Genomic DNA, 22,009 nt, shown 5'->3' on the forward strand with positions numbered 1-22,009 from the left:
CCATCCCATACCGGGGGTTCGTGGTAGAGGCGGCTTCTGCCGGTCTTTTTCTTTGGCGCGCCCAGCGGCACCACGGTGACGCGCGGCGTGCTCGGACCCCTCGCCCCTGCGCTCGTCGGTCGGCTGCGTCCTGTGTCTTCCTTCTGTCAGCGAGGAGTCTCCTCATGCCCATCTCTCCGAACCAGGGGTCCACCGGCGGCGGCACGTTGGTGACCATCACCGGAACGAACCTCTCCGGCACCACGGCGGTCAAGTTCGGCAGCAAGTCGGCCACCAGCGTCACCAACGTCTCGCCGACCCAGGTCACGGCGGTGTCCCCCTCCGGCACGGGCACGGTCGGGGTGACGGTGACGACGCCGGGCGGCACCAGCAGCCCCGTGCCGTTCTTCTACGTCGGCGCCCCCTTCAAGTCCTCCCTCAGCGCCTCCTCCGGGCCGCTCGCCGGCGGCAACACCATCACCCTCAACGGCACCGGCCTCTCCACCGCGACCAATGTCTCCTTCGGCGGCGTGAACGCCACCCCGACGGTCGTCTCCGACACCCAGCTCACGGTCACCGTCCCGGCGGGCGCGGCGGCGGGCCCCGTCGGGGTCACCGTGACCACCGCGGGAGGCTCCAACAACGGCCTGTCCTACGTCTACGTCGCCGTACCCACCGTCACCACCGTCGCCCCGTCGTCCGGGCCCACGTCCGGCGGCACCGGGGTGACGATCACCGGCACCAACCTCGACAGCACCGACTCGGTCACCTTCGACGGCACCCCGGCGCCGTTCTCCGTGGTGAACACCACCACCCTGTCGGTGGTCACCCCGCCCGGAGCCGCGGGATCGGTCGACGTGGTGGTCACCAACCCGGCCGGGTCCGCCACGGCCGCCGACGCCTTCACCTACGTCACACCGCCCTCGATCTGATCTCCACGGCGCCGCCGCCCGGTCCCCACGCCGGGCGGCGGCACCGCCACGATCCGGGCACGACACCCGTCAGGAGCACCTCATGCCGCCCACCCTCAGTACCGCCAACCCCACGCAGGGCCCCACCACGGGCGGCACCGCCGTCACCCTCACGGGGACCGGGCTGACAGGGGCCACCGCCGTGCGGTTCGGCAGCACCGCCGCCTCGTACACCGTCAACTCCGCCACCCAGATCACCGCCGTCAGCCCGGCCGGCAGCGCCGGGCCGGTGGCGGTGACCGTCGTCAGCCCGACCGGCACCAGCAACTCGGTGACCTTCACCTACGTCGCGGCCGCGGTACCGGTCGTCACGGCGGTGACCCCCGACAGCGGGCCGGCATCGGGCGGTACCACGGTCGTCATCACCGGTACGGGCTTCACCGGCGCCAGTGCCGTGCGCTTCGGCGGCGTGGCGGCGACGTCGTTCACCGTCAACTCCGCCAGCCAGATCACCGCCGTCACCCCGGCCGGAGGTCCCGGCGCGGCGGCGGTCACCGTCACGACGCCCGGAGGCACCAGTGCCGCCTCCCCGGACGCCTACTTCTTCTACGCCGTGCCTCCCGTACTGAACACCGCCGACCCCGGTCAGGGACCGGTGTCCGGCGGGACGGTGGTGACGCTGACCGGTACCGGCCTGCTCAACGCGAGCGCGGTCCGCTTCGGGGCCACGAACGCGACCTCCTTCACCGTGGTGTCCTCGACGCAGATCACGGCCACCGCACCGCCCGGCACGGGCAGCACGCAGATCACGGTGACCACGCCGGGCGGCCCGAGCAACCCGGTCCCCTACGTCTACATCGCCGCTCCCGTGCTGACCGCTCTGGTGCCGGGCAGCGGACCCACCTCGGCGGGGGCGGTCGTCACCCTCGTCGGCGCCAACCTGACCACCGCCACGAAGGTCACCTTCGGCGGCCAGGGCGTCCCGTTCACCGTCGTCTCCGACACGCAGGTCACGGCCGTGGCGCCGGCGGGGGCGGCGGGGCCGGTGACGGTGAGCGTCACCACCGCGGGCGGCACCTCCGCCGGCCTGACCTACACCCGTGTCGCCCCACCCGGCATCTGAAGGCTGATCCGATCGGGTTGCCTGTCCGCGCGGGCTCCCCGGAACGAAAAAAAGATGACCGTAGCTTGGCATCACCACGACGCACGGCCCGTGGATCCGTCGATCGACGTAGGGAGCCGAACGGTGAGAAGTATCCGATGCAGGGGCAAGCTGGTGGCCGCCGCGGCGTTCGCGGCAGTGCTGGGGCTGGCCTCCCCCGCGGCCGCGGTGGGCTCGACGACCACGGTGACCGCGACACCTCAGTCGACCACCGCGGGTTCGCCGGTGCACCTGCAGGCCACGGTCGCCTGCTCCTCCGACCCCAGCGGCGGTCTGGGCGTGACCCTCTTCGACGGCGCCACCGAGCTGACCACGGTGCCCGTGGGCGCGAACGGCCAGGCCGACTACACCACCACCTTCACCGCGGGCACCCACAACATCACCGCCGCCTACAACGGCAACGGCGACTGCGACGCCTCCAACGGGACCACGACCGTCCTGGTCACCAGCGGCCCCACCCCGCCGCCCACCACCCCCTCCGGCTGCCTGCTGCTGTGCGGGCTGTTCGGCTTCTCCACGGGTGACATCAACATCCACAACAGCATCAACAACATCAACAGGTAGGAGGTCCGTCAGGACGGGGACGGTAGTGGTCCGCCCAGGCCGCCTCAGGAAGGCGGGACCGGCCAACGGGGGTCCTCCCAGCGGGCCGGGGTCGGCAGGGCTGCCAGGAGTATGCGGTCGGTGTGGTGAGCCGGCAGGCGGCCTGGGGCGTGGTCGGCGAGCCAGGTGGCGAGCTCGGTACGCAGGGCGTCCTCGTCGTGGCAGGTGCGCCACGGGAGGTCGTCGTACAGGAGGTCGCGCACCCAGTGGGTCGCCGTATCCGCCAGGTGCCGGTCGGCCACGGGGTGGTCGCGTGCCGCCCAGACCCTGAGCCACGGGGTGAGTGTGGCGGATGCCTCCGTGCACAGGGCCAGAAGGCCGTGGACCGGGATCGCCGGGGCCGGATCGGTGAGGCTGTGGGACCACCAGGCGTGCAGGAACTCCCGCACCGACTCGCGCTGGGGCACGGGCCACTGCTGCCAGGTGCCCCTGGCGAACGACTGCCCGACCTCGTCCGGAGCGTACGAGCCTGCCGCGGTTCCGTCGGCGAGCGCCCGCGCGAACTGCGGCAGGACGCGGCGCAGTACCGCGCCGTGGTCGCTCCAGTCGGGCGCGCTCCAAGTACGGCGCAGCAGGTCCGGGTCGAGTTCCAGGTCCGGGACCTTCAGCAGCGCCAGCTCGTCCGCGCTGCCCCAGTGGCAGGTGCACTGGGTCGCGTCGCCGACGGCGGTCATGCCGCGGAAAGTGACGGCCAGGCCGTCCAGAGCGCGGTCGAGCCGGGCTCGGTCCGGGGGGCCCGAACTCCGCACATCCACCCCTTCCCCTTCGTCAGACGTACGTCGCAGCAGCTCCGGACGGTCTGCAGCGGCCGCGAGGGCGTCCTGGATCCTTATACACCCCCGCGTGAGCGCGGTCGTGACGCGTGAGGTTCCCGCTGGGGTCACACGGGTGCCGATGTGTGCCTGCGGGCGGACATCGCGGTTCTGATCTCCTCCGCGCGGGCGCGCACGTCCGGGGCCGGCAGGGGTGCTGGGCCTTGCCAGGGGGACTGCTCGCCCCGGCACGCCCGGCACATGCCTCCTGGGAGGGCCTCGGGGCGGCCCAGGACCTCGCACTTCGCGCATTGCAGGATGCGGCGCGGTGGGATGCGCACCGGTTCCGGTGGAATTTTGTCCGTGAGGCGGCGGCGGAGCAGGGCCGCCGGGTGGTGGATCGGAGCGGGAAGGCCGTCCGTCAGGGCGCGGAGGATGTGGTCGTCCGACGCGCCTCGGGCGAACCACTCCGTCAGCAGCGGGGCGAGGCCGGCGCAGTCGGCTGCCGAGAGGGACAGGGCCGGGGTCTTGCGGCCCAGGGCGGCCAGCAGGATGTGGGCCCTGGTCCGGGTGGGCCTCGGCGGGGTCTCCGTGACGTCGCCCCGGGCGAAGGAGGCCCACCATCCGTCGTCGCGGGCCGTACGGGAGAACCACGATCGGGTGATCCAGCGGGGGCCGGTCCCCGCCGACTCCAGGCGCTCCCTGCCGCGCCTCAAGTGCCCGGCGTTCTGAAGGCGGTTGAGGGCGGTACGCAGGGCGCACTGGCCGTACGGGAGTGTCTTGGCCAGCGTCTTCACCGAGATGTCGGCGCCGTCCGGCAAACGGTCGATGTACGCGGCGATGGCGGCTTCGCGAGGCGGAAGATGCGCGAAGTCATCTTTGGTGCGCGGGAGTTGGTCCGGCGCCGAGCGCTTGCCGTAGCCGGGGTTGGCCATGGCGGGCGGGAGTGCGTGCGCCTGCCGAGGGGCAGGGCTAAGCTTGGCTTCAGCCACGGGATCGAGCCTCATCGATCTTGTAGGTCAAGCCCCCGCAGGTGTTGGTAGCGCCTGACGGGGGCTGTTCGTTATGCGGGCACGCTAGAGCCTCGTCACTGTTCGTGGCAAGTCGGTGGCTCCCGGTCAAATCGCAGGGTGGGAGGGTGGGTTGGGGACCCGCCTACCAATCCTTGTAAAGAGGGCTCGGAGCTCGCCACTTGAGCCTCGGAGGCATGCCAGGCTCAGCCGGCCTTGAGGTTCTCCACGAACGCGGTCCACGCCTGCGCCCGGAACGCGAGCGCCGGGCCGTGCGGCGCCTTGGAGTCCCGTACGGGGACGTGGGTGGTGGGGTGGGTGTCGTTCACCTCCAAGCAGTTGCCGCCACTGCCACCGCTGTACGTCGACTTGCGCCAGGTGGCGGGGTGCGGACTGGGCTCAGGGGTGTTTGGCATGCGCGTAATCCTGTGCCACCGCATCAAGGAGAACAAGGGACTTGGCTGGTGAGAGGGCGCAGGCCGCGAGCAACTCGAAGGTGTGCTGGCGTCGCCTGACGGTGGTGGGGTCGTCCTCCAGTCTTCCCGTGCCCACACCTTCGAAGTACACCAACGGTGGCGCGTCCGCGAAGTCCATGAGCCTGATGGGGCCCTCCATCGCCGTGTGGGCGCCGGCCTCGAACGGCAGGACTTGCACGATCGCGCGGTGCTGCCGGGATGTGTCGGCCAGGTGCCGCACGGCCTCCGCCATCACGACCCGTCCGCCCGTCACGCGACGCAGCGCCGCTTCGTCCACCACCACCCACAACATCAGGTCTGTTGGATCGTCGAGGAGAGCCGCCCGGCTCGTGCGAACCGACACCAGCTCGTCGAGTCGACGATCGGGTTCCGTCGGACGGTAGGCGCGGAACACGGCTCGTGCGTACTCGGGGGTCTGGAGCAATCCGGGGATCAGCAGAGGTGAGTACTCCCTGATCCCTGTGGCCTGCGCCTCCGCTTCCGCCGCCTCGGCGAAGTGCTCCGGGTACTTGGACTTCGCCGCCGCGACGCAGTTCCGCGCGAAGAAGTCCCCCGTGTCCAGCGCTTCGTCCAGCAGCCGGGCGTACTCCGACTGCATCCGGCGCGTACCCGCCTCCAGCTGGCCGATGAACGAGCCGCTCACGAAGAGGAGCTGGCCCAACTGCTCCTGGCTCAACCCCTTCCGCTCCCGCGCATGGCGCAGCTCCGCTCCGATCATCGCTCGCGGTGACGACGACGGGTCGAGGTCCTTCGGGCCTGGCATCGCTGCCCCCTGTCCCACAGGTGAGGTTGTTGGCGCGGGCTGTCTGGCCAGGCTAGAAGCAGCTCCGCCACTCTGTGTGCAGAACGGGAACACTCAGCGTGGAGGTAGCGAAATGACGGACACCGCTGATCAGGCGGTCGAGCGGCTGCGCACCGCCCTGCGGGGCGCGGGGATCGTACTGCCCTCGCTCCGCGTCGACCCCGTGACCGCGGTCCGCGGCGGGCGCGACACCCTGGTGGATCTCGGGAGCTGCAACCTCGATGTCGCCGCCCGTCTCGTCACCGTCCTCGCGGAGCGGGCGGGTGGGTGACGAGGAGGGGCCGGCCCTCGGGGCGTACGCCCTCGACGTACGGGACGGGCGGCTCGGTGAGGTCATGGGGCGGGTCGGCGGCCGGGTTCAGCTGCGGCCCCTCGGTGGCGGCAGGGAGTGGGACGTACCGCCGGAACACCTCGGCGAAGCCGCCCCCGCCGACGTGCTCCGTGAGCGGGTCCGGCTGCTGAACCGGGAGGCCCGGAGGCGGGTGGGCCTGAGCTGAGGGGGCGGGCGTGGCTGGGGTCACACGGACCCGGTCCGGCGGGGCGGAATGCGGAGCCGGGTGAAGCAGTTGTTTCACTAGGTGCACCATTGCGTGCTCACATACCAGCCGGTCCACCCACATCGTTCTTCCGAGGAGCCCCTCACGTGACCGTCTCGACGTCCGCCGCCAGCCGCGCGGCCCAGCTCCTGTCCCGCCCGATCACGCTGAACGGCCTCACCGTGCCGAACCGGATCGCGATGGCGCCGATGACCCGGATGTTCTCCCCGGGCGGCGTCCCCGGCGAGGACGTGGTGTCGTACTACTCCCGCCGCGCCGCGAACGGCGTCGGCCTGATCGTCACCGAGGGTACGTACGTCGGGCACGACTCGGCCGGCCAGAGCGACAGCGTGCCGCGCTTCCACGGCGAGGAGCAGCTCGCGGGCTGGGAGAAGGTGGCGCGTGAGGTGCACGCTGCGGGCGGCACGATCGTCCCGCAGCTCTGGCACATCGGCATGGTCCGCCGCCAGGGCGAGCCGCCGTTCGCGGACGCCCCCGCCATGGGCCCCTCCGGCGTGCACAAGGCCGGTGCCGAGCCCAAGGGCCAGGCCATGACGCAGTCCGACATCGACGACGTGATCGGCGCCTTCGCGCAGGCCGCGGCCGACGCCGAGCGCATCGGCTTCGACGGTGTCGAGATCCACGGCGCCCACGGCTACCTGCTGGACCAGTTCCTGTGGGAGGGCACCAACCGCCGCGCCGACGGCTACGGCGGCGACCCGGTCGCCCGCGCCCGGTTCGCCGCGGAGATCGTCGCGGCCGTGCGCGAGCGCGTGTCCGCCGAGTTCCCGGTCATCTTCCGCTACTCGCAGTGGAAGCAGCAGGACTACACCGCGCGTCTGGCCGAGACCCCGGAGGAGCTGGAGGCGATCCTCGCCCCGATCTCCGCCGCCGGCGCCGACGTCTTCCACGCCTCCACCCGCCGCTACTGGCTCCCCGAGTTCGAGGGCTCCGACCTCAACCTCGCCGGCTGGACCAAGAAGATCACCGGCAAGCCGGTCATCACCGTCGGCTCGGTCGGCCTGGACGGCGACTTCGTGGGCGCCTTCCAGGGCGAGGGCTCCCCGGTCAAGGGCATCGACGACCTCCTCGACGGCTTCGAGCGCGAGGAGTACGACATGGTCGCCATCGGCCGCGCGCTGCTCCAGGACCCGGAGTGGGCCGCGAAGGTGCTGTCCGGCCGGTTCGACGAGCTGAAGCCGTACGACGCGGCCGCGCTGGGCTCGCTGAGCTGAGGCTCTGTTCCTGAGGCGCCGGGTGGGGGGACTCCCGCCCGGCGCCTTCGCGTCGCCCTCACGCCTCAGCTCTCCTGCTCCACCGCCGTCAGCCGTACCGTGCCGTCCTCGGCCACGGACCAGCCGGGGTTGTGGCAGATCTCCCAGCGGTGGCCGTCGGGGTCGGTGAAGTAGGCGTGGTAGCCGCCGAAGGCCGCCCGCCGGGGCTCCTTGAGGACGTCCGCCCCGGCCTCGCGGGCGCGGGCCACGGCCGCGTCGACCTCGGCGGGGGAGCCGACGTTCCGGGCGAGGGTGAAGGGGGTGCCCGCGGTGGCCGGGGCGCCGGTGTCGGCGGCCAGGTCGGACAGCGGGAACAGGGCCAGCGCGACCCCCTTGCCGACCTGGTAGAAGACCGCCTCGTCCAGGTCGAGCAGCGGGGTCCAGCCGAGGCCCCCGCTGTAGAAACGGCGGCTCGTCACCAGGTCCGCCACTCCCAGGGTCACCACGCTGAGCTGCTGGTCCATGCTGCTGCCTCCGGCTACAGATTGCCCATCGGTTCGATGTCCACCTGGGTGGGGGTGCCCCACACGCGGAGCACCTCGTAGTCGGTGAACTCGTGGACCAGACGGTAGGCCATCGCCGGGCGCGAACCCCGGCGGGCGGCGGCGAGATACGCCTCCGCCTCGCGGCGGTCCCTGCGAGGGGTGCCGCAGAGCTGCCACTCGCGGCCGTTCCACGCCTCGGGGAGCCACCGCTGCTGGGGCTGGGGGCGGTCGGCGCGGACGCCGTAGCGGGAGGGGGCGGTCGCGGGCGCCTCCGGGCCCCGGCCCTGACCGCCGTACTCCGCGCGGCGGGCGGCCCTGCGCCGGGTCTCGCACAGCAGGCACAGGTCCGGCGCGCTCTCGTCCACCGGGCCCTGCGGGTGCTCCGCGCAGCGGGTGGTGGGGGCGCCGGCCGAGACGCTCTCGTCCAGCAGGTCCAGCGCCCGGCGCAGATCGGCCCTGACCTCGTGCAGCCGGGAGTCCGGGGTGTCCGCGGACAGCGCCTCACCGTGCTCCCCGACGAGCCGGAGGGCGCGGCCTAGCGCGGTGAGCTGGGCGTGATTCATGTACCCAGCTTCTCACCCGCGCGTCGGGTCGCCGGATGCGCGAGGATACGTCGCGACGACCCCGGCACCTGGAGGACAGCCCATGAGGATCAACCTGGCCAGCGTCTTCGTCGACGACCAGGAGAAGGCGCTGCGCTTCTACACCGAGGTGCTGGGCTTCGTGCGCAAGGCCGACGTGCCGCTCGGCGAGCACCGCTGGCTGACCGTGGTCTCGCCCGAGCAGCCCGACGGCACCGAGCTGCTGCTGGAGCCGGACGCCCACCCCGCGGCCAGGCCGTACACGGCCGCCCTGCGCGGCGACGGCATCCCGGCCACCTCCTTCGCCGTGGACGACGTACGCGCCGAGTACGAGCGGCTGCGCGGGCTCGGGGTGCGTTTCACCCGGGAGCCGGTCCCGGCGGGCCCGGTGACCATCGCGGTGCTGGACGACACCTGCGGCAATCTGATCCAGCTCGCCCAGTACGCCTAGGCGTGCCGGGCGGACAGCACGCCTGTGCTGTCCGCCCGGCACACCTGGCGCCCACCGTCCGGAGCAGCGGCGTTCACCCGAGTGGCTGGTCGTAACTCCGAAGAGCCCCGGGTTCTGTCGTCTGCCGGACAGGAGCGGACTCCGGGAAGTAGTCGCTGTCCTTGGGGCGGTTGCGCTCTGTCGTGGAGCGGGGGCGGGTGGCCGGCTCGAGGTGGGGGATGTGCTTGGAGCAGTGGACGTAGGCTTCCTCGACCGTGACGTGGACCCACAGGTGGGGCTGGCGGCCGGGTGCGAGGTCGGTCGGCAGTTGCGGATACCACGTGCGTATCTCGTGGTCCGCGTACATCCGGGCCGTGCCGTTCACGTGCAGCCCTATGTGGTCATGGGTGAAGTCCATGAACAGCATGCCGATCTGGGGGTTCTCGGTCATGTTGCCCGCACTGGCCAGAACGCCGTTGCCGCGGTACTCGGGGTACGTCAGCGTGCGGTCGTCGAGGCTGACGCAGAAGCCCGGCGGTCCGGCGCGGAAGCTGGCGTCGCAGGCTCCCCGCGAGTCCGCTGTCGACAGGAAGACCATGCTCTGACGGGCTATGAACTCCCGCATGGCGGTGGTCAGGTAAGGGTGCACCTGGCGTTCGTAGAAGACGGCCGCCCGGTCGGCGGTGCCGAGTTGCCGCTGGAGCAGTCGTTCTCCGGAGGAGCCTGGTATGTGGGCGCCGTTCACAGCTGGTCGATCTCCTCGTCGGACGGAGGCGGTCCCAGGGGAGCGGTCAGCACCGGGGTGTCCCATGGGTCGTAGTGGATGTGGCGGGGCGGGACACCGTGGCGCCGCAAGGCCCGCAGGGCCCCGTCCAGCATCTGCGGCGGGCCGCACAGATACGCCTCGTGCCGGAACCAGGGGCCGAATTCCATCAGCACCTCGGGCAGGGTGCCCTCCAGCCCCACGATGCGCTCGTTGGAGACCGCCGCCCGGACGCGGAGCCAGTGGTAGCGCTGGGACATGCGCAGCATGTCGTCGAGTCCGTACAGTTCGTCCGCCGTTCTGGCGCCGATGAAGAGACTGACCTCGCGTGCGTCTCCGACGCCCTCCCGGGCGACTTCCTCGATCAGGGCGCGTATCGGGGCGAGGCCGGTGCCTCCGGCCACGAAGAGCAGGTCCCGCTGGCGGCTCGGGCGCAGGACCATGTCGCCTTCCGGCGGGCCGAGCCGGACGGGGTCTCCGGGACGTGCGTGATGGACGAGCGCGTTGCTGACTCTTCCTTCGGGCACGGCACGTATGTGGAAGGTCAGCTCGGAACCGGGGCGCTGGGCGTTCGCCGGCGAGTACTGACGCCACAGCCTCGGTGCCCACGGCGTCTCGACGCTCACGTACTGGCCCGCGAGGAACGGGTACGGCTGGTGGGGCTGGACGGTGATCTCGGCTATCCCGTTGCCGCGGGGCACGTGCTCGATGATGTGGGCGTCCCACACGGCAGGACGGTCGCGGCTGTCCTCCTCCGCGGCCCGGATCATCACGTCCGCCGCCGCGGTGTAGGACCGCTCCCACGCCCCCGCCAGTGCCGGGCTCCATGCCGGGCCCGCGAAATGGGAGAGGGCCAGCAGCAGGCATTCGCCGACGGCAGGGTAGTGGGCGCTCTGCGTGCCGAACTTGCGATGGCCGCGTCCCAGGCGGGAACAGAACGCCACGAGGTTGTCGGGGTCGTCGACCAGTTCCACGATGCGCAGCAGTGCGCGCACCAGACGGTCCCGCTGGACGTCGAGCTCAGCCGGGAACAGGTTCCTGACCTGTGGATAACGCGCGAACAGGATGTCGTAGAAGTACGCGGCCAGTTCGGCGACATGAGGAGCGACAACGGTCAGGCTGGACCGTACCAGCGCGACGTCCTCGGCGCTGACCGGAGCCGGGAGGGCCGAGAAGTGACCGGGTGGCGCCGGGAAGGCCGGGTGGGGCGTGGGGACTCCTCGCCAGCCGTCCGCCGGCGAGGTCTGTCTGTCGGGGTGCGAGGTCAGGGGCATGGATTCGAACCTGCCCGTCACCGTTCACCCCAGGCCTGATCGGCCGGCGCGAAGACATGGTCCTGGAGTCCGGGCCCTTCGGCCGCGGCTCGGACTCCTCCCACGCCCGCTGTCCGTCCCCGCCTCGCGGACGGCGAGCCCGGCACGCCCGACGAACCGCGGCGCCCCCTCCGGGCGTCCCCTGGTGCCGGGCGATGTCTGCCCGAGGCCACAAGTGCGGGGGATATGAGGGCGGGAGCGGGGGCGAAGCGCGCGATCACCGGACGCTCGGCCGCGGAAAGGGCCTGACGGCTCTCGATACCGACCTCGCCGCCGTGCGGCACGGGATCGACGTGGGGGAGACCGGTGGGCCGGGGAGCGCTTATTGAACTCACGTACCTTCTTCTCTCGACGTGGGCACCCTCGGCACAGCGGTGGGGGGTCATCGGCCACAGGACCGAAACCGCTGACAGTCACGCGTAGCTGTGCAAGTGCCTACGCCGACAGCCTGGATGCCTGGAACGGGCAACCACTGGGCGCCCGTCACCCTAGCGGTAGAAGATGGCGTCGGATGACCTTGGCAGTTCGGTGGATCGGCGGGGCGTCGGTCCAGTTGTTCCGCCGCCTGACGCGGTCGGTGCGAATCGTGCCGTCACTCCCGCACCGGACGCCGAAGCGGGGTGCGGGCGCATGGGGCCGGGGCCTGCGAGAAGGGGTCCCGGGACGGGGAGAACGTCCTCAGCCGTGGTGCAGGAGGCTGCCCTCGCCGCATGAGGGGGCCTGCCCGCCGAGCGGCAGCGGGGAGACCGCCTCGACCACGGGGGTCACGGTGAGGTCGGCCGCGCAGGCGGTGGTGTCCTCGGCCGTCCAGCGGTCGTCGGCCGGGGCGGCGTGGGCGGGGGCGGCCAGGGCGGCGGAGGACGCGGCGAGGGCGACGGTGGCGAGCAGCAGCTTCTTCATGTCAGGGGCAACGACGGCGGGATGCGCGGCGTCACGCGGGAGTCCTGGCGGCCCGGCCCCTCGGGAAGCCGAAGGCGAGGGTCGCCGCGAAGCCCACGGCGTACGCCGTCAGGAGGCCGCCCGCGTAGACGGCGATGGCCGGGGCCGGCCCCTGGTTGCCGGTGAGGAGGGGGAATAGGGCCCAGCCGGAGGGCCCGATGGCGGTGGCGCCGACCCTCTCGCCGAGCATGGCGAAGAACCCGACGAACGCGCCGCCCGCGGCCCCGCCCACGCACGCGGTGACGAACGGGCGCCCCAGGGGGAGCGAGACGCCGTAGATCAGGGGTTCGCCCACACCCAGCAGGCCCGCCGGGAGCGCGGAGCGGATCGTGGTGCGCAGGGCGGTGTCGTGGCGCAGACGCACGTACACCGCGAGCGCCCCGCCGACCTGGCCCGCCCCGGCCATGGCCAGCAGGGGCAGCAGCACGGTGTAGCCCTGCTGCTCGATCAGGGTGGTGTGGATGGGGATCAGGGCCTGGTGCAGGCCGAGCATCACCAGCGGGAGGAACAGCCCGCCCAGGATCAGGCCCGCGAACGCACCGGTGGTCGTGAGCAGCCAGTTCGCGCCGGTGCCGATCGCGGTGGCCACGGCTGCGGCCGCGTACATCAGGCCGTACAGGGTGGCGAGGCCCGCGACCAGGACGGTGACGGTCGGGGTCAGCAGGACGTCCAGCGCGCCGGGTACGCGTCCCCGGCACCACTTCTCGATCCGGGTCGCGAGCAGGGCGGCGGCCAGTGCGCCGAGGACTCCGCCTTGGCCGGGGGAGAGGTGCACGCCGAACGCGGTCACCTTCGCCACGCCCGGATGGACGATCACGGCGGCCACGGCACCGCCCAGGATCGGGGTGCCGCCGAACTCCTTCGCGGTCATGTAGCCGACGAACACCGCGATCAGGGCCATGAACCCGGAGGCGAGGGCGGCCAGGGCCGGGGTGAGGCCGGGAAGCCAGCCGGCGTTCGTGAGCAGGCCGTTGACACCGGCGAGGACACCGCAGCCGACGAGGGCGGGGATGAGGGGGACGAACACGTTGGCGACGCGGCGGAGGGAGGCGGAGAGGCGGCCCCTTCGCGGGGGCCCGCCGGGTGACGGGCGGGGGCCCGTGTCCGCGGCGTACGCCCCCGCCCCTACGTCCCCGGCGCGCACCCCCTCCGCGAGCTGCCGCTCCACCGCCGCCGTGACCGTGTCCACCACCCCCGGCCCCAGTACCACCTGGAGCGACGGCGTCCCGGCCCCGATCACCCCGAGCACGCCCGGCAGCGAGCGCAGCGAGTGCTCGTCCACGGCGGCGGGATCGGCGACGGTGAGGCGGAGCCGGGTGAGGCAGTGGGTGACGTGACGGACGTTCGCGGCGCCGCCCGTCAGGGCGAGGACGGCGGAGGCGGTTTCGGTGGCGGTGTCGTGGCGCACGCTCCGAGCCTGCGCCACCCCGGCCGGTCCGGCGCGCGGGACTCCTCCGGAAGGCGGTCGGCCGTACGGGACAGCCCTTGGGGCCTCTCGTTCGGATCATGCCGGGCTCGCGGGGGCCGGTCCCTGATGCCTGGTCCGAACGAAAGGCCCTACGCCCCCGCCTTTCCCAGCGCCGTCCGCAGTCTGCCGTCGGACTCCCGGAGCAGCCGTGTCGCCGTCTCGCCGTCCACTCCCGCCAGAAGGACCAGGATCGCCGTCTTCACCTCGCCGTCCGCCTCCGTCAGGGCCCGCTCGATCTCCGCGTCCGGGGCGCCCGTGGCCTGGGAGACGATCCGCCGCGAGCGGGCGCGGAGCTTGGCGTTGGAGGCGCGGACGTCGACCATCAGGTTTCCGTACGTCTTGCCGAGGCGGATCATCGTGATCGTCGACAGCATGTTGAGGACCAGCTTCTGGGCCGTGCCCGCCTTCAGGCGGGTGGAGCCGGTGAGCAGCTCGGGGCCGACGACCACCTCGATGCCGTGCTCGGCGGCGGCCGCCAGGGCGCTGTTCGCGTTGCAGGAGAGGCCCACCGTCAGGGCGCCCGCCGCGCGGGCGTGCTCCACCGCGCCGACGGCGTACGGGGTACGGCCGGACGCGGAGACGCCGACCACCGAGTCGTCCGGGGTCAGCTTCAGCGCGTCCAGGTCGGCGCGGGCGAGGTCGGGGGAGTCCTCCGCGCCCTCCACGGAGTCGACCAGCGCACCCGGTCCGCCGGCGATGAGCCCGACGACCTGACCGGGCGCGGTGTTGAAGGTGGGCGGGCACTCGGAGGCGTCCAGCACGCCCAGCCGTCCGGCCGTGCCGGCGCCGGCGTAGACGAGCCGGCCGCCGCGCTCCATGCGGTCGGCGACGGCGTCGACGGCGGCGGCGATCTCGGGCAGCCGGGCGGCGACGGCCGCGGGCACGCCGGTGTCCTCGCCGTTCATCAGCCGCGCGATGTCCAGTGTCGGCAGTCGGTCGATCCCGGCCAGCTCCGGCCGGAACGCCTCGGTGGTCAGGGTGGCCAGCTCGCTCTGGAGACGAAGAGGATCGGTCATCTGGTGCGGCTCTTTCCGGTCGGGTCCGAACGAGGAAAGCTAACGCGTCGCGCTCCGGTGCCGGTGGGCCAGTGCCTCGTAGGACGCGGCCAGGGCGGGGGCCGCGCTCTCGTACGTCCGTTGCGCCACGCCGACGAACAGGCAGTCCACGACGAGCAGTTGGCCTGTACGGGAGGACATCGCGGCGGGCCGCAGTTCGCTCTCGCGGGACGTGGCGGTGGTCAGCACGTGATCGGCGTACTGGGTGACGGGCGAGTCGGGGCGGCCGGTGACGGCGACGGTGGTCGCGCCGCGCTCGAAGGCGGTGCGCAGCGGCTCTATGACGTCGCCGGTCGAGCCCGAGTGGGTGATGGCGACCGCCACGTCCCCCGCGCGGAGCTGCACCGCGTTGGTCACCGCGAGGTGCGGATCGCCCGGTGCGTGCGCGACCAGCCCGATGCGCAGCAGCTTCTGCGTGAGGTCCTGCGCTACCAGCCCGGACGCCCCCAGGCCGTACACGTCCGTACGGCGGGCGGCGGCCAGCGCGGCGACGGCGGCGCCGAGCTGGGCGGTGTCCAGTCCGGCGGCGGTGTCGGCGAGGGTCTGCTGCTCCTCGAAGGCCAGCTTGGCGACCACGTCGCTCAGCGGGTCGTCGACCGCGATGTCCGTGGTGATCGCGGGCGCGCTCCCGGACTCCTGACGGGCCGCGAGCCCGGCGAGGGCGAGCCGCAGGTCGCGGTAGCCGGGGTAGCCGAGGATGCGGGCGGTGCGGACGACGGTCGCCTCGCTGGTGCCGGTCAGCTCCGCGAGCCCGGTGACCGTGAGGGCGGCGCAGCCGGCCGGGTCTCCCGCGACCGCCTCGGCCACGCGCTGCATGGACCGCGTCATGGACGGCGTGAGGGTGCGTACCTTGGCGGCGAGCGAACCGCCGGGGCTTCCGAAAGTTTCCTTCACGTCCTGGGTCACCCGTGAAAGATATTTCCGGTTCGGCAGGCGGGGCAAGAGTGCGCACAATGGGGGGATGAACGACGCCGCAGATCCCGTCAGCTCGCTCGAACAGGCCCTGCACGCGGCCCGGGCGCGGGTGCTCGCCGACCTCATGGCCGGTGACGTGGCCGAGGCGGACGTGGTCTCGCTGGTCGAGGAGTCGCTGGCGCAGCGCCGGTGGTGGGTCGAGCAGTGGCCGGAGGGCGCCGCGTTCGTCTCCGGGCTGGTGGCGCAGGACGTGCAGGACGCGCTGCTGGAACGCAAGGGCCGCTGGCCGCTGTGCCCGGTGTGCGTCACGGGCGACCCGCACGCGCTGGACGTCGAGCCGGAACTGGGCCCCGACCCGCACTGGGTCTGCCACGAGTCCGGGGTGGACGTCGCCCCCGTCGGTTCCCTCGGCAAGGCGCTGGACGGGAACACCCCCAGGTGACGGCCGGCCCCGCGTGACCCTCTACATCGACCCGCCCACCTGGCCCGGCCACGGCCGCCTGTGGTCCCACCTGATCAGCGACGCCTCGTACGCCGAGCTTCACCTCTTCGCGGCCTCCCTGGGCGTCCCACCACGCGCCTTCGAGCGCGACCACTACGACATCCCGTCCCACCGCTACGCCGACGCGGTCGCCGCGGGCGCGGTGGAGGTCCGCAGCCGCGACGTGGTACGCCTGCTGCACGCGGCGGGGTTGCGACGACGCAAGGGGGCCCAGGGTCCTTCGTTCGGATCAGGCCGGAGGGCGTGAGTCCGGGCGGTCAGTCGCGGAGGATGTACAGCCGCATGCCGCTCGCCATGCCGTGCTCCCTGCGGGCCGTCTCCTCCTGGTCCGTGTCGGCCCGGCGGAAGTCCGCGCGGGCGAGGACGCGTTCGGAGGCGGGGTTGTCCGGGGCGACGGTGGCCACGACCTGGTGGACGCCGTCGCGGGAGCGGGCCCACCTCGTCAGGGCGCGGACCGCCTCCGTCGCGTAGCCCCGGCCGCGGGCCTCCGGGACGAGGTCGTAGCCGATCTCGACGCGGCCCTCCGGGTCGGGGACGGCGTGGAAGCCGATGCCGCCGACGGCGAGGCCGTCCTCGGCGCGGACGAGGGTGAAGACGCCGAACTCGGGACTGTGGACGCCCGCTTCGTACGCCTTGACCAGGAAACCGGCGGCCTCACGGGTGCCCTCGCAGGGGGCGCCGCCGAGCCAGGTGAAGCCGCCGTCCCCGCCGAGGCGGAGGTCGCGCGCGGCGTCCGGGCGCAGGCCGGTGAGGGTGAGGCGTTCGGAGGGGAGGACGAGGTTGTTGCGCCAGCGCCAGCCGTCCACCGCCGGGCGGCCCGCCAGCTCGCCCCGGCCGGTGGCCCACAGCAGGGTCGGCCAGGCTTCCGGGCCCGGCTGGACGTGCGGGAAGATCGAGGTCAGCACGGCTTCGGCGAGGCTCTCGGGCGGCGTGTACGCAAGCCCGAGGCCCTGGGCCATGTCATGGGTGTGCAGCAGCACCTCGGCCACGCCCATCGCCGCGAACCCCTCACGGTCGGCGCTGCGGAACGGGTACAGGTGGAAGGCGCGGTCGCCGGGCGCGGCCGTGTTCACGGCGGCGGCGAGCAGCGCGCCGGTGGTCTGAAGGACGTGCAGCAGGCCGTCGTTGCCGGTGCCGTCCTCCAGGCGCATCTCGAAGGGCACGTACGCGTCCCGCGCGTGGCCGGCGAGGTTGCCGGCGTACGCGAGGAGGCACTCGGCGACGTGCAGGGCCGTGACGTGGCAGTCCCACTCCACACCTCCGGCGCGGACGGCCGTCCAGTCGCGGTCGGCGGCCGGGCGCAGCGTCGTCACGCAGCCGCGCACGGCCTCGGTCACCTGGTCCCCGCTCATCGCTCGCATGGACGGAACCCTAGGGGTGGGCCCCGGCTCAGGGCGACAGCATTTCCAGCTCTCCCGCGAGGTTCCAGCGGGCCGTCGCCTCCCAGTGCTCCGACCCGTAGGGGGTGTGGAACAGCCTGGGCAGGTCCAGGAGTTGGCGAAGAACCGCCGAACGTCCCTCGTGGAAGACGTCGCCCGGCACGAAGTGGTACTCCTCGCGGATCCCGGCCGTGTAGGCGGCGTACGCGGACGGCGCCGAGGCCAGGATCGCCAGGTCGGCGTCGCACAGCACCTGCCCGTTCCGGTCGTCCCCGGCCGGGTCGTGGCCGACGGTGAGCCTGACCAGCCGGGCCACCTCCGCGACCCTCGCCGCCGGCACCCCGGCCTCGGCCAGCGCCCGCTCGGCCAGCCGAGCCGAGCGCTCCTCGTTCTCCGACCGCTCCGGCAGGTACACCGCGTCGTGGAACCAGGCCGCCAGCCGGACGAGGTCGGGGTCGTCGGCGTACTCCGCCAGCGCGTCGACCCGGTCGAGGACCGCCGTGAGGTGGGCGAGCGTGTGATAGCGCCGCTGCGGCTCCTCCCAGCGGGCGATCAGGTTCTGGGCGTACGGCGCCGGGTCCGGCCCCCCGCCCGGCGCGCGGGCCGCTTCGAGGGCGCGGGCGAAGCGGAGCCCGAGGTCTGCTGCGGTGTCTGCGTCGGCCATGCGTCCATTGTTCCGGTGATCGGGGTCGGGGCGTACCCTGGAATTGGACTAGACCTGTAGTCGTGTCGGAATTGGGGTGCCATGAGCAAGCGTGCGGTCCTGGAGGTGATCGCCCTCGGGGTCGAGGACGCGGTCGCCGCCCAGGCGGGAGGCGCGGACCGGCTGGAACTGGTCACCGACATGGCGGCGGACGGGCTCAGCCCCGACCCCGCCGTGGTGGCCGCGATCCGCGCCGCCGTCACGATCGACCTGCGCGTGATGCTGCGGCTGTCGGACGGGTTCGCGGCGGGCGACCTCGGCCGGCTGACGACCGCGGCCGCCGAGCTGCGGGCGGCGGGCGCCGACCAGTTCGTCCTCGGCTTCCTCGACCCGGACGGCGACGTGGACCTCGCGGCGGTCGAACGGATCGTCGACGGGCTGGACGGCTGCCCCTGGACCTTCCACCGGGCGATCGACCGTGCCGCCGACCGCGACGCGCTGCGCAAGCGGCTCAGCGGGCTGCCGGGTCTGGACACCTTCCTCACGGCGGGCTCGGCGACGGGTGTCGACGACGGACTGGTCACGCTGACGGCAGAGGCCGCGTACACGGGTACACCGGGGTACGAGCCGCGCATCATGGCCGGCGGCGGCCTGCGGCTGGAGCACGTCCCGGAACTGCGCTCCGCCGGCATCGACGCCTTCCACATCGGGGGCGCGGCCCGGCCGCGTGGCTGGGCGGGACCGGTGTGCGCCGAGGCGGTCGGGGTGTGGCGGGGGACGCTCGACGGGGATTAGGCGGTCCCGCCGGGAATGTTCCGGGAGTCCGGTTCGTTGGGCCTGCGCCCGTGCACACCGCTGTCGTTGGGAGCATCGTGTCCGAGACCACGCAGACCTTGACCCCGCTCGGTACCCAGGCCGAGCGGTTGATCGAACTGGGCGTGCACGAGATCGCGGGGCTGACGGCCGCCGAGATCCGGGCGGCCGCCGAGCGGTTCGGGGACGCCGGTGAGGACGACCTCCTCGCCGTCCGTCCCGACCTCGCCCCCGCCTCCGCGCTCGTGCCGCTGCTCCGGCGCGGGGACAGGGCCGGGTTCGTCGTCACCGACATGACCGACATCGACCTCTTCGCGCCGCTCGACACCATCGAGCTGCCGGACACCCCGCTGTACCTGGTCAGCGGGGTCGACCGGGGCGACGACATGGCCGACTGGAGCCCGGACGAGGCACTTCCGGCGCTCACCGCCGCGTCCCGTACCCCGCTGCTGCTGACCGAGGGCGTCCACTGGGTGCTCCAGCGCCCCGAGGTACTGGAGCGCAATCACTGCTTCATGACCGTCGGCTCCCGGCTGCGCAAGCCCAAGGGCACGCTGGACGCCCGTACCCCGGCACTCTGGATCAGCAACGGCACCGGCCGCGACGGCCGCGAGCGCCGCGACGCCCCCAAGGCCGGCTGGTGCTGGGCGGGCAACCGGCACACCTGGCTGGGGTTCGCGTCGGCGTCGGGGCGGAGGGGGCTGGAGCCGTAGCGGTGGCCCGGGGCGCGTGATCCGCCGGGGACCGCCCGTCCCTTTGCACGTGAGGTCCGGCGGGAGGCCGGCGAGGACGGCGGAGGGCCCGGGACCGGGAGCAGGAGCCCTTCCGGGGGGACATGGCGGGGGACGGACGGAAGAACCCTATCCAGCCGCCCAGCCGGCGAGCTGCTCGGGCAGCGGCCCGGTGTGTGCCACGATCAGCCCCGACACCGCCCGGGTCAGCGCCACGTACAGCCGTCGCAGGCCGGTGCGTTCGTCGGGCTCGCCGTCGACCACGGCGCGCGGCTCGTCCAGCGCCACGTAGTCGTACTCCAGGCCCTTGGCGAGCGAGGCCGGGACCAGGGTCAGCCGGGTCTCCTCGGTGGTCTCCTCACCGGGCGCGAGGTAGCCGATCCCGGCCGCCGTCAGGGCCTCGGCGAGCGCGGGCACGCGGGCGTCGGCGGCGATGAGACCGGTCGAACCCTCGTTGCGCAGCAACTCCTCGCACGCGGCGACCACTTCGGCCACCCCGCCCACCGCGCGCACCTGGAAGAAACCGGGGTTCTCACGGACGGAGGCGACCGGGGTGAGACCGGGCGCGATGTGGGGCAGCAGCCGGGAGGCGTACGTGATCACGTCCGTGGGGACGCGGAACCCGGCCGTCAGCTCCTCGATCACCCCCTCGCTCTTGCCCAGATGGGCCAGTGCCTCGTCCCAGCTCCGGGTCGCCCAGGGGGTCGTACCCTGCGCGAGGTCACCGAGGACGGTGGCGCTGCCGGTGGTGCAGCGGCGGCCGACCGCGCGGTACTGCATGGGCGAGAGGTCCTGTGCCTCGTCCAGGACGACGTGGCCCAGCGAGTGCGTGCGCTGGATCAGGTCGGCCGCCTCGTCGATCAGCACCGCGTCGGCCGAGGACCACCGGGCCGACTTCACACCGCGCGCCGGCCTGGCCCAGAGCACGGCCTTCTGCTCGTCCTCGTCCAGGATTCCGGCCGCGTGCTCGGCGAGGAACTCCCCGTCGGACAGCAGCCGCAGCACCAGCCTGGCCGGATCGGCGGGTGGCCAGACGGCCTTCACGGCGGCCTTGACCGCGCTGTTGCGCGCGACCGCGTCCTGCACCCGGTCGTCCGGCGCCTCCCCGGCTTGCTCCATCCGCACCAGCACCGCGTGCGCGATCCGCTGCGGCAGCGCCTCGCGCGCCGCGCCGTACCGGATCTCGCGCCCCAGCAGCTCCCGGACGATCTCCTCCAGTTCGTACGCCGGAACCCGCCAGCGACGTGACCCGCGCACCACCATGACCGGCTCGGTGGGCATCGTCACCTGCGCGTACAGCGCGCGGCGCAGCACCTCGGCCATCCGGGCGTCGCCCTTGATCACGGCGGCTCGCGCCTCGTCCGTGCCGCGCACCTCGACATGGGCCACGAGATCGTCCACGGTCGCCTGCTGCACGCTCAACTCGCCCAGAGCGGGGAGCACCTGCTCGATGTAGTGCAGGAAGGACCGGTTCGGCCCGATGACCAGGGTGCCGGTGCGGGCGAGTCGTTCCCGGTGCGCGTAGAGCAGATAGGCGACCCGGTGCAGACCCACCGCCGTCTTGCCCGTACCGGGGCCTCCCTGCACACACACCGTGCCGCCGAGCCCGCTGCGGACGATCTCGTCCTGCTCGGGCTGGATGGTGGCGACGATGTCCCGCATCGGGCCGACGCGCGGCCGCTCGATCTCCTGCTGGAGCAGCCTGCTGGTGGCAGCCGTCTCCGAGGGGTCGGACAGGTGCTCGTCCTCGTACGCGGTCAGCTCGCCGCCGGTGTAGCCGAAGCGGCGGCGCAGTCCGACGTCCATCGGGTCCTTCCTGGACGCCCGGTAGAACGGCTGGGACACGGGGGCACGCCAGTCGACGACCATGGGGTCGCCGTCCGCGTCGTGGACGTGCCGGCGTCCGATGTAGAAGCGCTCCCCCTCCGCGCCCTCCGCCTGCCCGGCACCCGGCGCGTGCAGATAGTCGAGCCGGCCGAAGAACAGCGGGGTGTCGCTGAGGTCGGCCAGCGCCTTGATCCGTTCGTCGATCTGCCGGGTCAGCACCTGGGCGTTGACCCAGTTCGCGGCGACGTCCTGGATGTCCAGGGCCTCCACGTCCTCGCGCATGGCGCGCAGGGCGGCCCGTGAGGCGGTCAGGTGGGTGCGTTCGCGGGTCAGGGGGGCGCGGGGGTCGTCGAGCGGGTCGGGTGCGGTCGCGGACAAGGGAGTGCCTCCGGGGGAACCTGCTGCGTGGTCACGGGGCCGGACACGGCCTGGGGGGTGCCGTCCGGTTACCGGCCGGGCGGCGGCACTCCGAGGGGAGGCGGGCAAGAGCGGAGATTGTAGGCGGGACGGGCGGGGGGAGGCCAACGAATATCCGGGCGCGTGCGAATCCCGTCCCGCTCCGCAGCCTCTCGTTCGGATCAGGCCGGATCAGGGAGCGGGGCGCGGGGGCGCAGTCCACCCACGGGTGCAGAGGGATCGCTTTGAGAACCAGCCCGTGGG

At 72.9% G+C, this 22,009-nt stretch carries 26 protein-coding genes; 11 read left to right on the plus strand and 15 right to left on the minus strand.

Annotated elements, in window-relative coordinates:
• The first annotated feature begins 164 nt into the window (after positions 1-164).
• From ACWCV3_RS00760 to ACWCV3_RS00770, 3 genes are all read left to right on the plus strand, one after another.
• On the plus strand, positions 165-911 hold the full coding sequence (locus ACWCV3_RS00760) for an IPT/TIG domain-containing protein (RefSeq protein ID WP_451216261.1): 747 nt from the start codon (positions 165-167) through the stop codon (positions 909-911).
• Between the two features lie 82 nt (positions 912-993).
• Positions 994-2,013, plus strand: coding sequence for an IPT/TIG domain-containing protein (locus ACWCV3_RS00765; protein WP_451216264.1), 1,020 nt, complete (start codon positions 994-996; stop codon positions 2,011-2,013).
• 123 nt (positions 2,014-2,136) lie between these two features.
• Positions 2,137-2,616, plus strand: a complete 480-nt coding sequence (locus tag ACWCV3_RS00770) for an Ig-like domain-containing protein (RefSeq protein WP_451216267.1) — start codon at positions 2,137-2,139, stop codon at positions 2,614-2,616.
• Between the two features lie 44 nt (positions 2,617-2,660).
• Here ACWCV3_RS00770 and ACWCV3_RS00775 read toward each other — a convergent pair whose 3' ends face one another.
• From ACWCV3_RS00775 to ACWCV3_RS00790, 4 genes are all read right to left on the minus strand, one after another.
• Positions 2,661-3,329 (minus strand): hypothetical protein, encoded by a 669-nt coding sequence (locus tag ACWCV3_RS00775; RefSeq protein ID WP_451216270.1) that lies wholly within the window; start codon positions 3,327-3,329, stop codon positions 2,661-2,663.
• A 206-nt stretch (positions 3,330-3,535) separates the two neighbouring features.
• The gene (locus ACWCV3_RS00780) at positions 3,536-4,342 is read right to left on the minus strand and encodes a hypothetical protein (RefSeq protein ID WP_451216767.1); all 807 of its coding nucleotides are present in this window, start codon (positions 4,340-4,342) and stop codon (positions 3,536-3,538) included.
• A gap of 281 nt (positions 4,343-4,623) precedes the next feature.
• Entirely contained in the window at positions 4,624-4,833 is a 210-nt protein-coding gene (locus ACWCV3_RS00785) for a DUF397 domain-containing protein (protein WP_451216273.1), read from the minus strand.
• Complete coding sequence (locus tag ACWCV3_RS00790; RefSeq protein WP_451216276.1) at positions 4,817-5,656, minus strand: helix-turn-helix domain-containing protein; 840 nt, start codon at positions 5,654-5,656, stop codon at positions 4,817-4,819. Before ACWCV3_RS00790 ends, ACWCV3_RS00785 begins: the two co-directional genes overlap by 17 nt.
• 112 nt (positions 5,657-5,768) lie before the next feature.
• Here ACWCV3_RS00790 and ACWCV3_RS00795 point away from each other — a divergent pair, with 112 nt between their 5' ends.
• From ACWCV3_RS00795 to ACWCV3_RS00805, 3 genes are all read left to right on the plus strand, one after another.
• Complete coding sequence (locus ACWCV3_RS00795; RefSeq protein ID WP_451216279.1) at positions 5,769-5,966, plus strand: hypothetical protein; 198 nt, start codon at positions 5,769-5,771, stop codon at positions 5,964-5,966.
• Entirely contained in the window at positions 5,959-6,192 is a 234-nt protein-coding gene (locus ACWCV3_RS00800; RefSeq protein WP_451216282.1) for a hypothetical protein, read from the plus strand. The genes ACWCV3_RS00795 and ACWCV3_RS00800 overlap by 8 nt, the downstream gene beginning before the upstream one ends.
• Before the next feature lie 146 nt (positions 6,193-6,338).
• Complete coding sequence (locus ACWCV3_RS00805; RefSeq protein ID WP_451216285.1) at positions 6,339-7,466, plus strand: NADH:flavin oxidoreductase; 1,128 nt, start codon at positions 6,339-6,341, stop codon at positions 7,464-7,466.
• 65 nt (positions 7,467-7,531) lie between these two features.
• Here ACWCV3_RS00805 and ACWCV3_RS00810 read toward each other — a convergent pair whose 3' ends face one another.
• Positions 7,532-7,969 (minus strand): VOC family protein, encoded by a 438-nt coding sequence (locus tag ACWCV3_RS00810; RefSeq protein WP_451216288.1) that lies wholly within the window; start codon positions 7,967-7,969, stop codon positions 7,532-7,534.
• A gap of 14 nt (positions 7,970-7,983) precedes the next feature.
• Positions 7,984-8,553, minus strand: a complete 570-nt coding sequence (locus ACWCV3_RS00815; RefSeq protein WP_451216291.1) for a hypothetical protein — start codon at positions 8,551-8,553, stop codon at positions 7,984-7,986.
• Between the two features lie 82 nt (positions 8,554-8,635).
• Between ACWCV3_RS00815 and ACWCV3_RS00820 the strand changes: the two genes are divergently transcribed.
• A complete protein-coding gene (locus ACWCV3_RS00820) occupies positions 8,636-9,022 on the plus strand; it encodes a VOC family protein (RefSeq protein ID WP_451216294.1) in 387 nt (128 codons plus the stop codon).
• Between the two features lie 73 nt (positions 9,023-9,095).
• Here the strand turns inward: ACWCV3_RS00820 and ACWCV3_RS00825 are convergent, their stop codons facing one another.
• The 6 genes from ACWCV3_RS00825 to ACWCV3_RS00850 form a co-directional block, all read right to left on the minus strand.
• A complete protein-coding gene (locus ACWCV3_RS00825) occupies positions 9,096-9,746 on the minus strand; it encodes a pyridoxamine 5'-phosphate oxidase family protein (RefSeq protein ID WP_451216297.1) in 651 nt (216 codons plus the stop codon).
• Positions 9,743-11,038 carry a globin domain-containing protein gene (locus ACWCV3_RS00830; RefSeq protein ID WP_451216300.1) on the minus strand — a complete coding sequence of 432 codons (1,296 nt, stop codon included), beginning with the start codon at positions 11,036-11,038 and terminating at the stop codon, positions 9,743-9,745. Before ACWCV3_RS00830 ends, ACWCV3_RS00825 begins: the two co-directional genes overlap by 4 nt.
• A gap of 717 nt (positions 11,039-11,755) precedes the next feature.
• On the minus strand, positions 11,756-11,977 hold the full coding sequence (locus ACWCV3_RS00835) for a hypothetical protein (protein ID WP_451216303.1): 222 nt from the start codon (positions 11,975-11,977) through the stop codon (positions 11,756-11,758).
• A gap of 31 nt (positions 11,978-12,008) precedes the next feature.
• Positions 12,009-13,424 carry a PTS transporter subunit EIIC gene (locus ACWCV3_RS00840; protein WP_451216306.1) on the minus strand — a complete coding sequence of 472 codons (1,416 nt, stop codon included), beginning with the start codon at positions 13,422-13,424 and terminating at the stop codon, positions 12,009-12,011.
• A 149-nt stretch (positions 13,425-13,573) separates the two neighbouring features.
• Positions 13,574-14,500 (minus strand): N-acetylmuramic acid 6-phosphate etherase, encoded by a 927-nt coding sequence (gene murQ / locus ACWCV3_RS00845; RefSeq protein WP_451216309.1) that lies wholly within the window; start codon positions 14,498-14,500, stop codon positions 13,574-13,576.
• Positions 14,501-14,539: 39 nt separating this feature from the next.
• A complete protein-coding gene (locus ACWCV3_RS00850; protein ID WP_451216312.1) occupies positions 14,540-15,445 on the minus strand; it encodes a MurR/RpiR family transcriptional regulator in 906 nt (301 codons plus the stop codon).
• A 55-nt stretch (positions 15,446-15,500) separates the two neighbouring features.
• Between ACWCV3_RS00850 and ACWCV3_RS00855 the strand changes: the two genes are divergently transcribed.
• Complete coding sequence (locus ACWCV3_RS00855; protein WP_451216315.1) at positions 15,501-15,896, plus strand: hypothetical protein; 396 nt, start codon at positions 15,501-15,503, stop codon at positions 15,894-15,896.
• A gap of 13 nt (positions 15,897-15,909) precedes the next feature.
• Positions 15,910-16,203, plus strand: coding sequence for a DUF4031 domain-containing protein (locus ACWCV3_RS00860; protein ID WP_451216318.1), 294 nt, complete (start codon positions 15,910-15,912; stop codon positions 16,201-16,203).
• Between the two features lie 10 nt (positions 16,204-16,213).
• On the opposite strand, the gene ACWCV3_RS00865 is transcribed toward ACWCV3_RS00860, so the two are convergent.
• Complete coding sequence (locus tag ACWCV3_RS00865; RefSeq protein ID WP_451216321.1) at positions 16,214-17,317, minus strand: GNAT family N-acetyltransferase; 1,104 nt, start codon at positions 17,315-17,317, stop codon at positions 16,214-16,216.
• A gap of 28 nt (positions 17,318-17,345) precedes the next feature.
• Positions 17,346-17,999, minus strand: coding sequence for an HD domain-containing protein (locus ACWCV3_RS00870; protein WP_451216324.1), 654 nt, complete (start codon positions 17,997-17,999; stop codon positions 17,346-17,348).
• A gap of 81 nt (positions 18,000-18,080) precedes the next feature.
• Here ACWCV3_RS00870 and ACWCV3_RS00875 point away from each other — a divergent pair, with 81 nt between their 5' ends.
• Positions 18,081-18,773: a copper homeostasis protein CutC gene (locus tag ACWCV3_RS00875; RefSeq protein ID WP_451216327.1), complete on the plus strand. Its 693-nt coding sequence runs from the start codon at positions 18,081-18,083 to the stop codon at positions 18,771-18,773.
• 77 nt (positions 18,774-18,850) lie between these two features.
• Positions 18,851-19,504 carry a DUF5701 family protein gene (locus ACWCV3_RS00880; protein WP_451216330.1) on the plus strand — a complete coding sequence of 218 codons (654 nt, stop codon included), beginning with the start codon at positions 18,851-18,853 and terminating at the stop codon, positions 19,502-19,504.
• Positions 19,505-19,651: 147 nt separating this feature from the next.
• On the opposite strand, the gene ACWCV3_RS00885 is transcribed toward ACWCV3_RS00880, so the two are convergent.
• Positions 19,652-21,727, minus strand: a complete 2,076-nt coding sequence (locus tag ACWCV3_RS00885; protein WP_451216332.1) for a HelD family protein — start codon at positions 21,725-21,727, stop codon at positions 19,652-19,654.
• Positions 21,728-22,009 lie beyond the last annotated feature (282 nt).

The sequence above is a fragment of the Streptomyces sp. NPDC001781 genome (assembly GCF_053596035.1).

Excerpts from the sequence above, each read along its gene's own strand:
- ACWCV3_RS00835 (WP_451216303.1), bottom strand. The coding sequence starts at position 11,977 with ATGAAGAAGCTGCTGCTCGCCACCGTCGCCCTCGCCGCGTCCTCCGCC.
- ACWCV3_RS00810 (WP_451216288.1), bottom strand. The coding sequence starts at position 7,969 with ATGGACCAGCAGCTCAGCGTGGTGACCCTGGGAGTGGCGGACCTGGTG.
- ACWCV3_RS00855 (WP_451216315.1), top strand. The coding sequence starts at position 15,501 with ATGAACGACGCCGCAGATCCCGTCAGCTCGCTCGAACAGGCCCTGCAC.
- ACWCV3_RS00870 (WP_451216324.1), bottom strand. The coding sequence starts at position 17,999 with ATGGCCGACGCAGACACCGCAGCAGACCTCGGGCTCCGCTTCGCCCGC.
- ACWCV3_RS00875 (WP_451216327.1), top strand. The coding sequence starts at position 18,081 with ATGAGCAAGCGTGCGGTCCTGGAGGTGATCGCCCTCGGGGTCGAGGAC.
- murQ (WP_451216309.1), bottom strand. The coding sequence starts at position 14,500 with ATGACCGATCCTCTTCGTCTCCAGAGCGAGCTGGCCACCCTGACCACC.
- ACWCV3_RS00865 (WP_451216321.1), bottom strand. The coding sequence starts at position 17,317 with ATGCGAGCGATGAGCGGGGACCAGGTGACCGAGGCCGTGCGCGGCTGC.
- ACWCV3_RS00760 (WP_451216261.1), top strand. The coding sequence starts at position 165 with ATGCCCATCTCTCCGAACCAGGGGTCCACCGGCGGCGGCACGTTGGTG.
- ACWCV3_RS00820 (WP_451216294.1), top strand. The coding sequence starts at position 8,636 with ATGAGGATCAACCTGGCCAGCGTCTTCGTCGACGACCAGGAGAAGGCG.
- ACWCV3_RS00775 (WP_451216270.1), bottom strand. The coding sequence starts at position 3,329 with ATGACCGCCGTCGGCGACGCGACCCAGTGCACCTGCCACTGGGGCAGC.
- ACWCV3_RS00785 (WP_451216273.1), bottom strand. The coding sequence starts at position 4,833 with ATGCCAAACACCCCTGAGCCCAGTCCGCACCCCGCCACCTGGCGCAAG.
- ACWCV3_RS00780 (WP_451216767.1), bottom strand. The coding sequence starts at position 4,342 with ATGGCCAACCCCGGCTACGGCAAGCGCTCGGCGCCGGACCAACTCCCG.
- ACWCV3_RS00830 (WP_451216300.1), bottom strand. The coding sequence starts at position 11,038 with ATGCCCCTGACCTCGCACCCCGACAGACAGACCTCGCCGGCGGACGGC.
- ACWCV3_RS00765 (WP_451216264.1), top strand. The coding sequence starts at position 994 with ATGCCGCCCACCCTCAGTACCGCCAACCCCACGCAGGGCCCCACCACG.
- ACWCV3_RS00790 (WP_451216276.1), bottom strand. The coding sequence starts at position 5,656 with ATGCCAGGCCCGAAGGACCTCGACCCGTCGTCGTCACCGCGAGCGATG.
- ACWCV3_RS00815 (WP_451216291.1), bottom strand. The coding sequence starts at position 8,553 with ATGAATCACGCCCAGCTCACCGCGCTAGGCCGCGCCCTCCGGCTCGTC.
- ACWCV3_RS00795 (WP_451216279.1), top strand. The coding sequence starts at position 5,769 with ATGACGGACACCGCTGATCAGGCGGTCGAGCGGCTGCGCACCGCCCTG.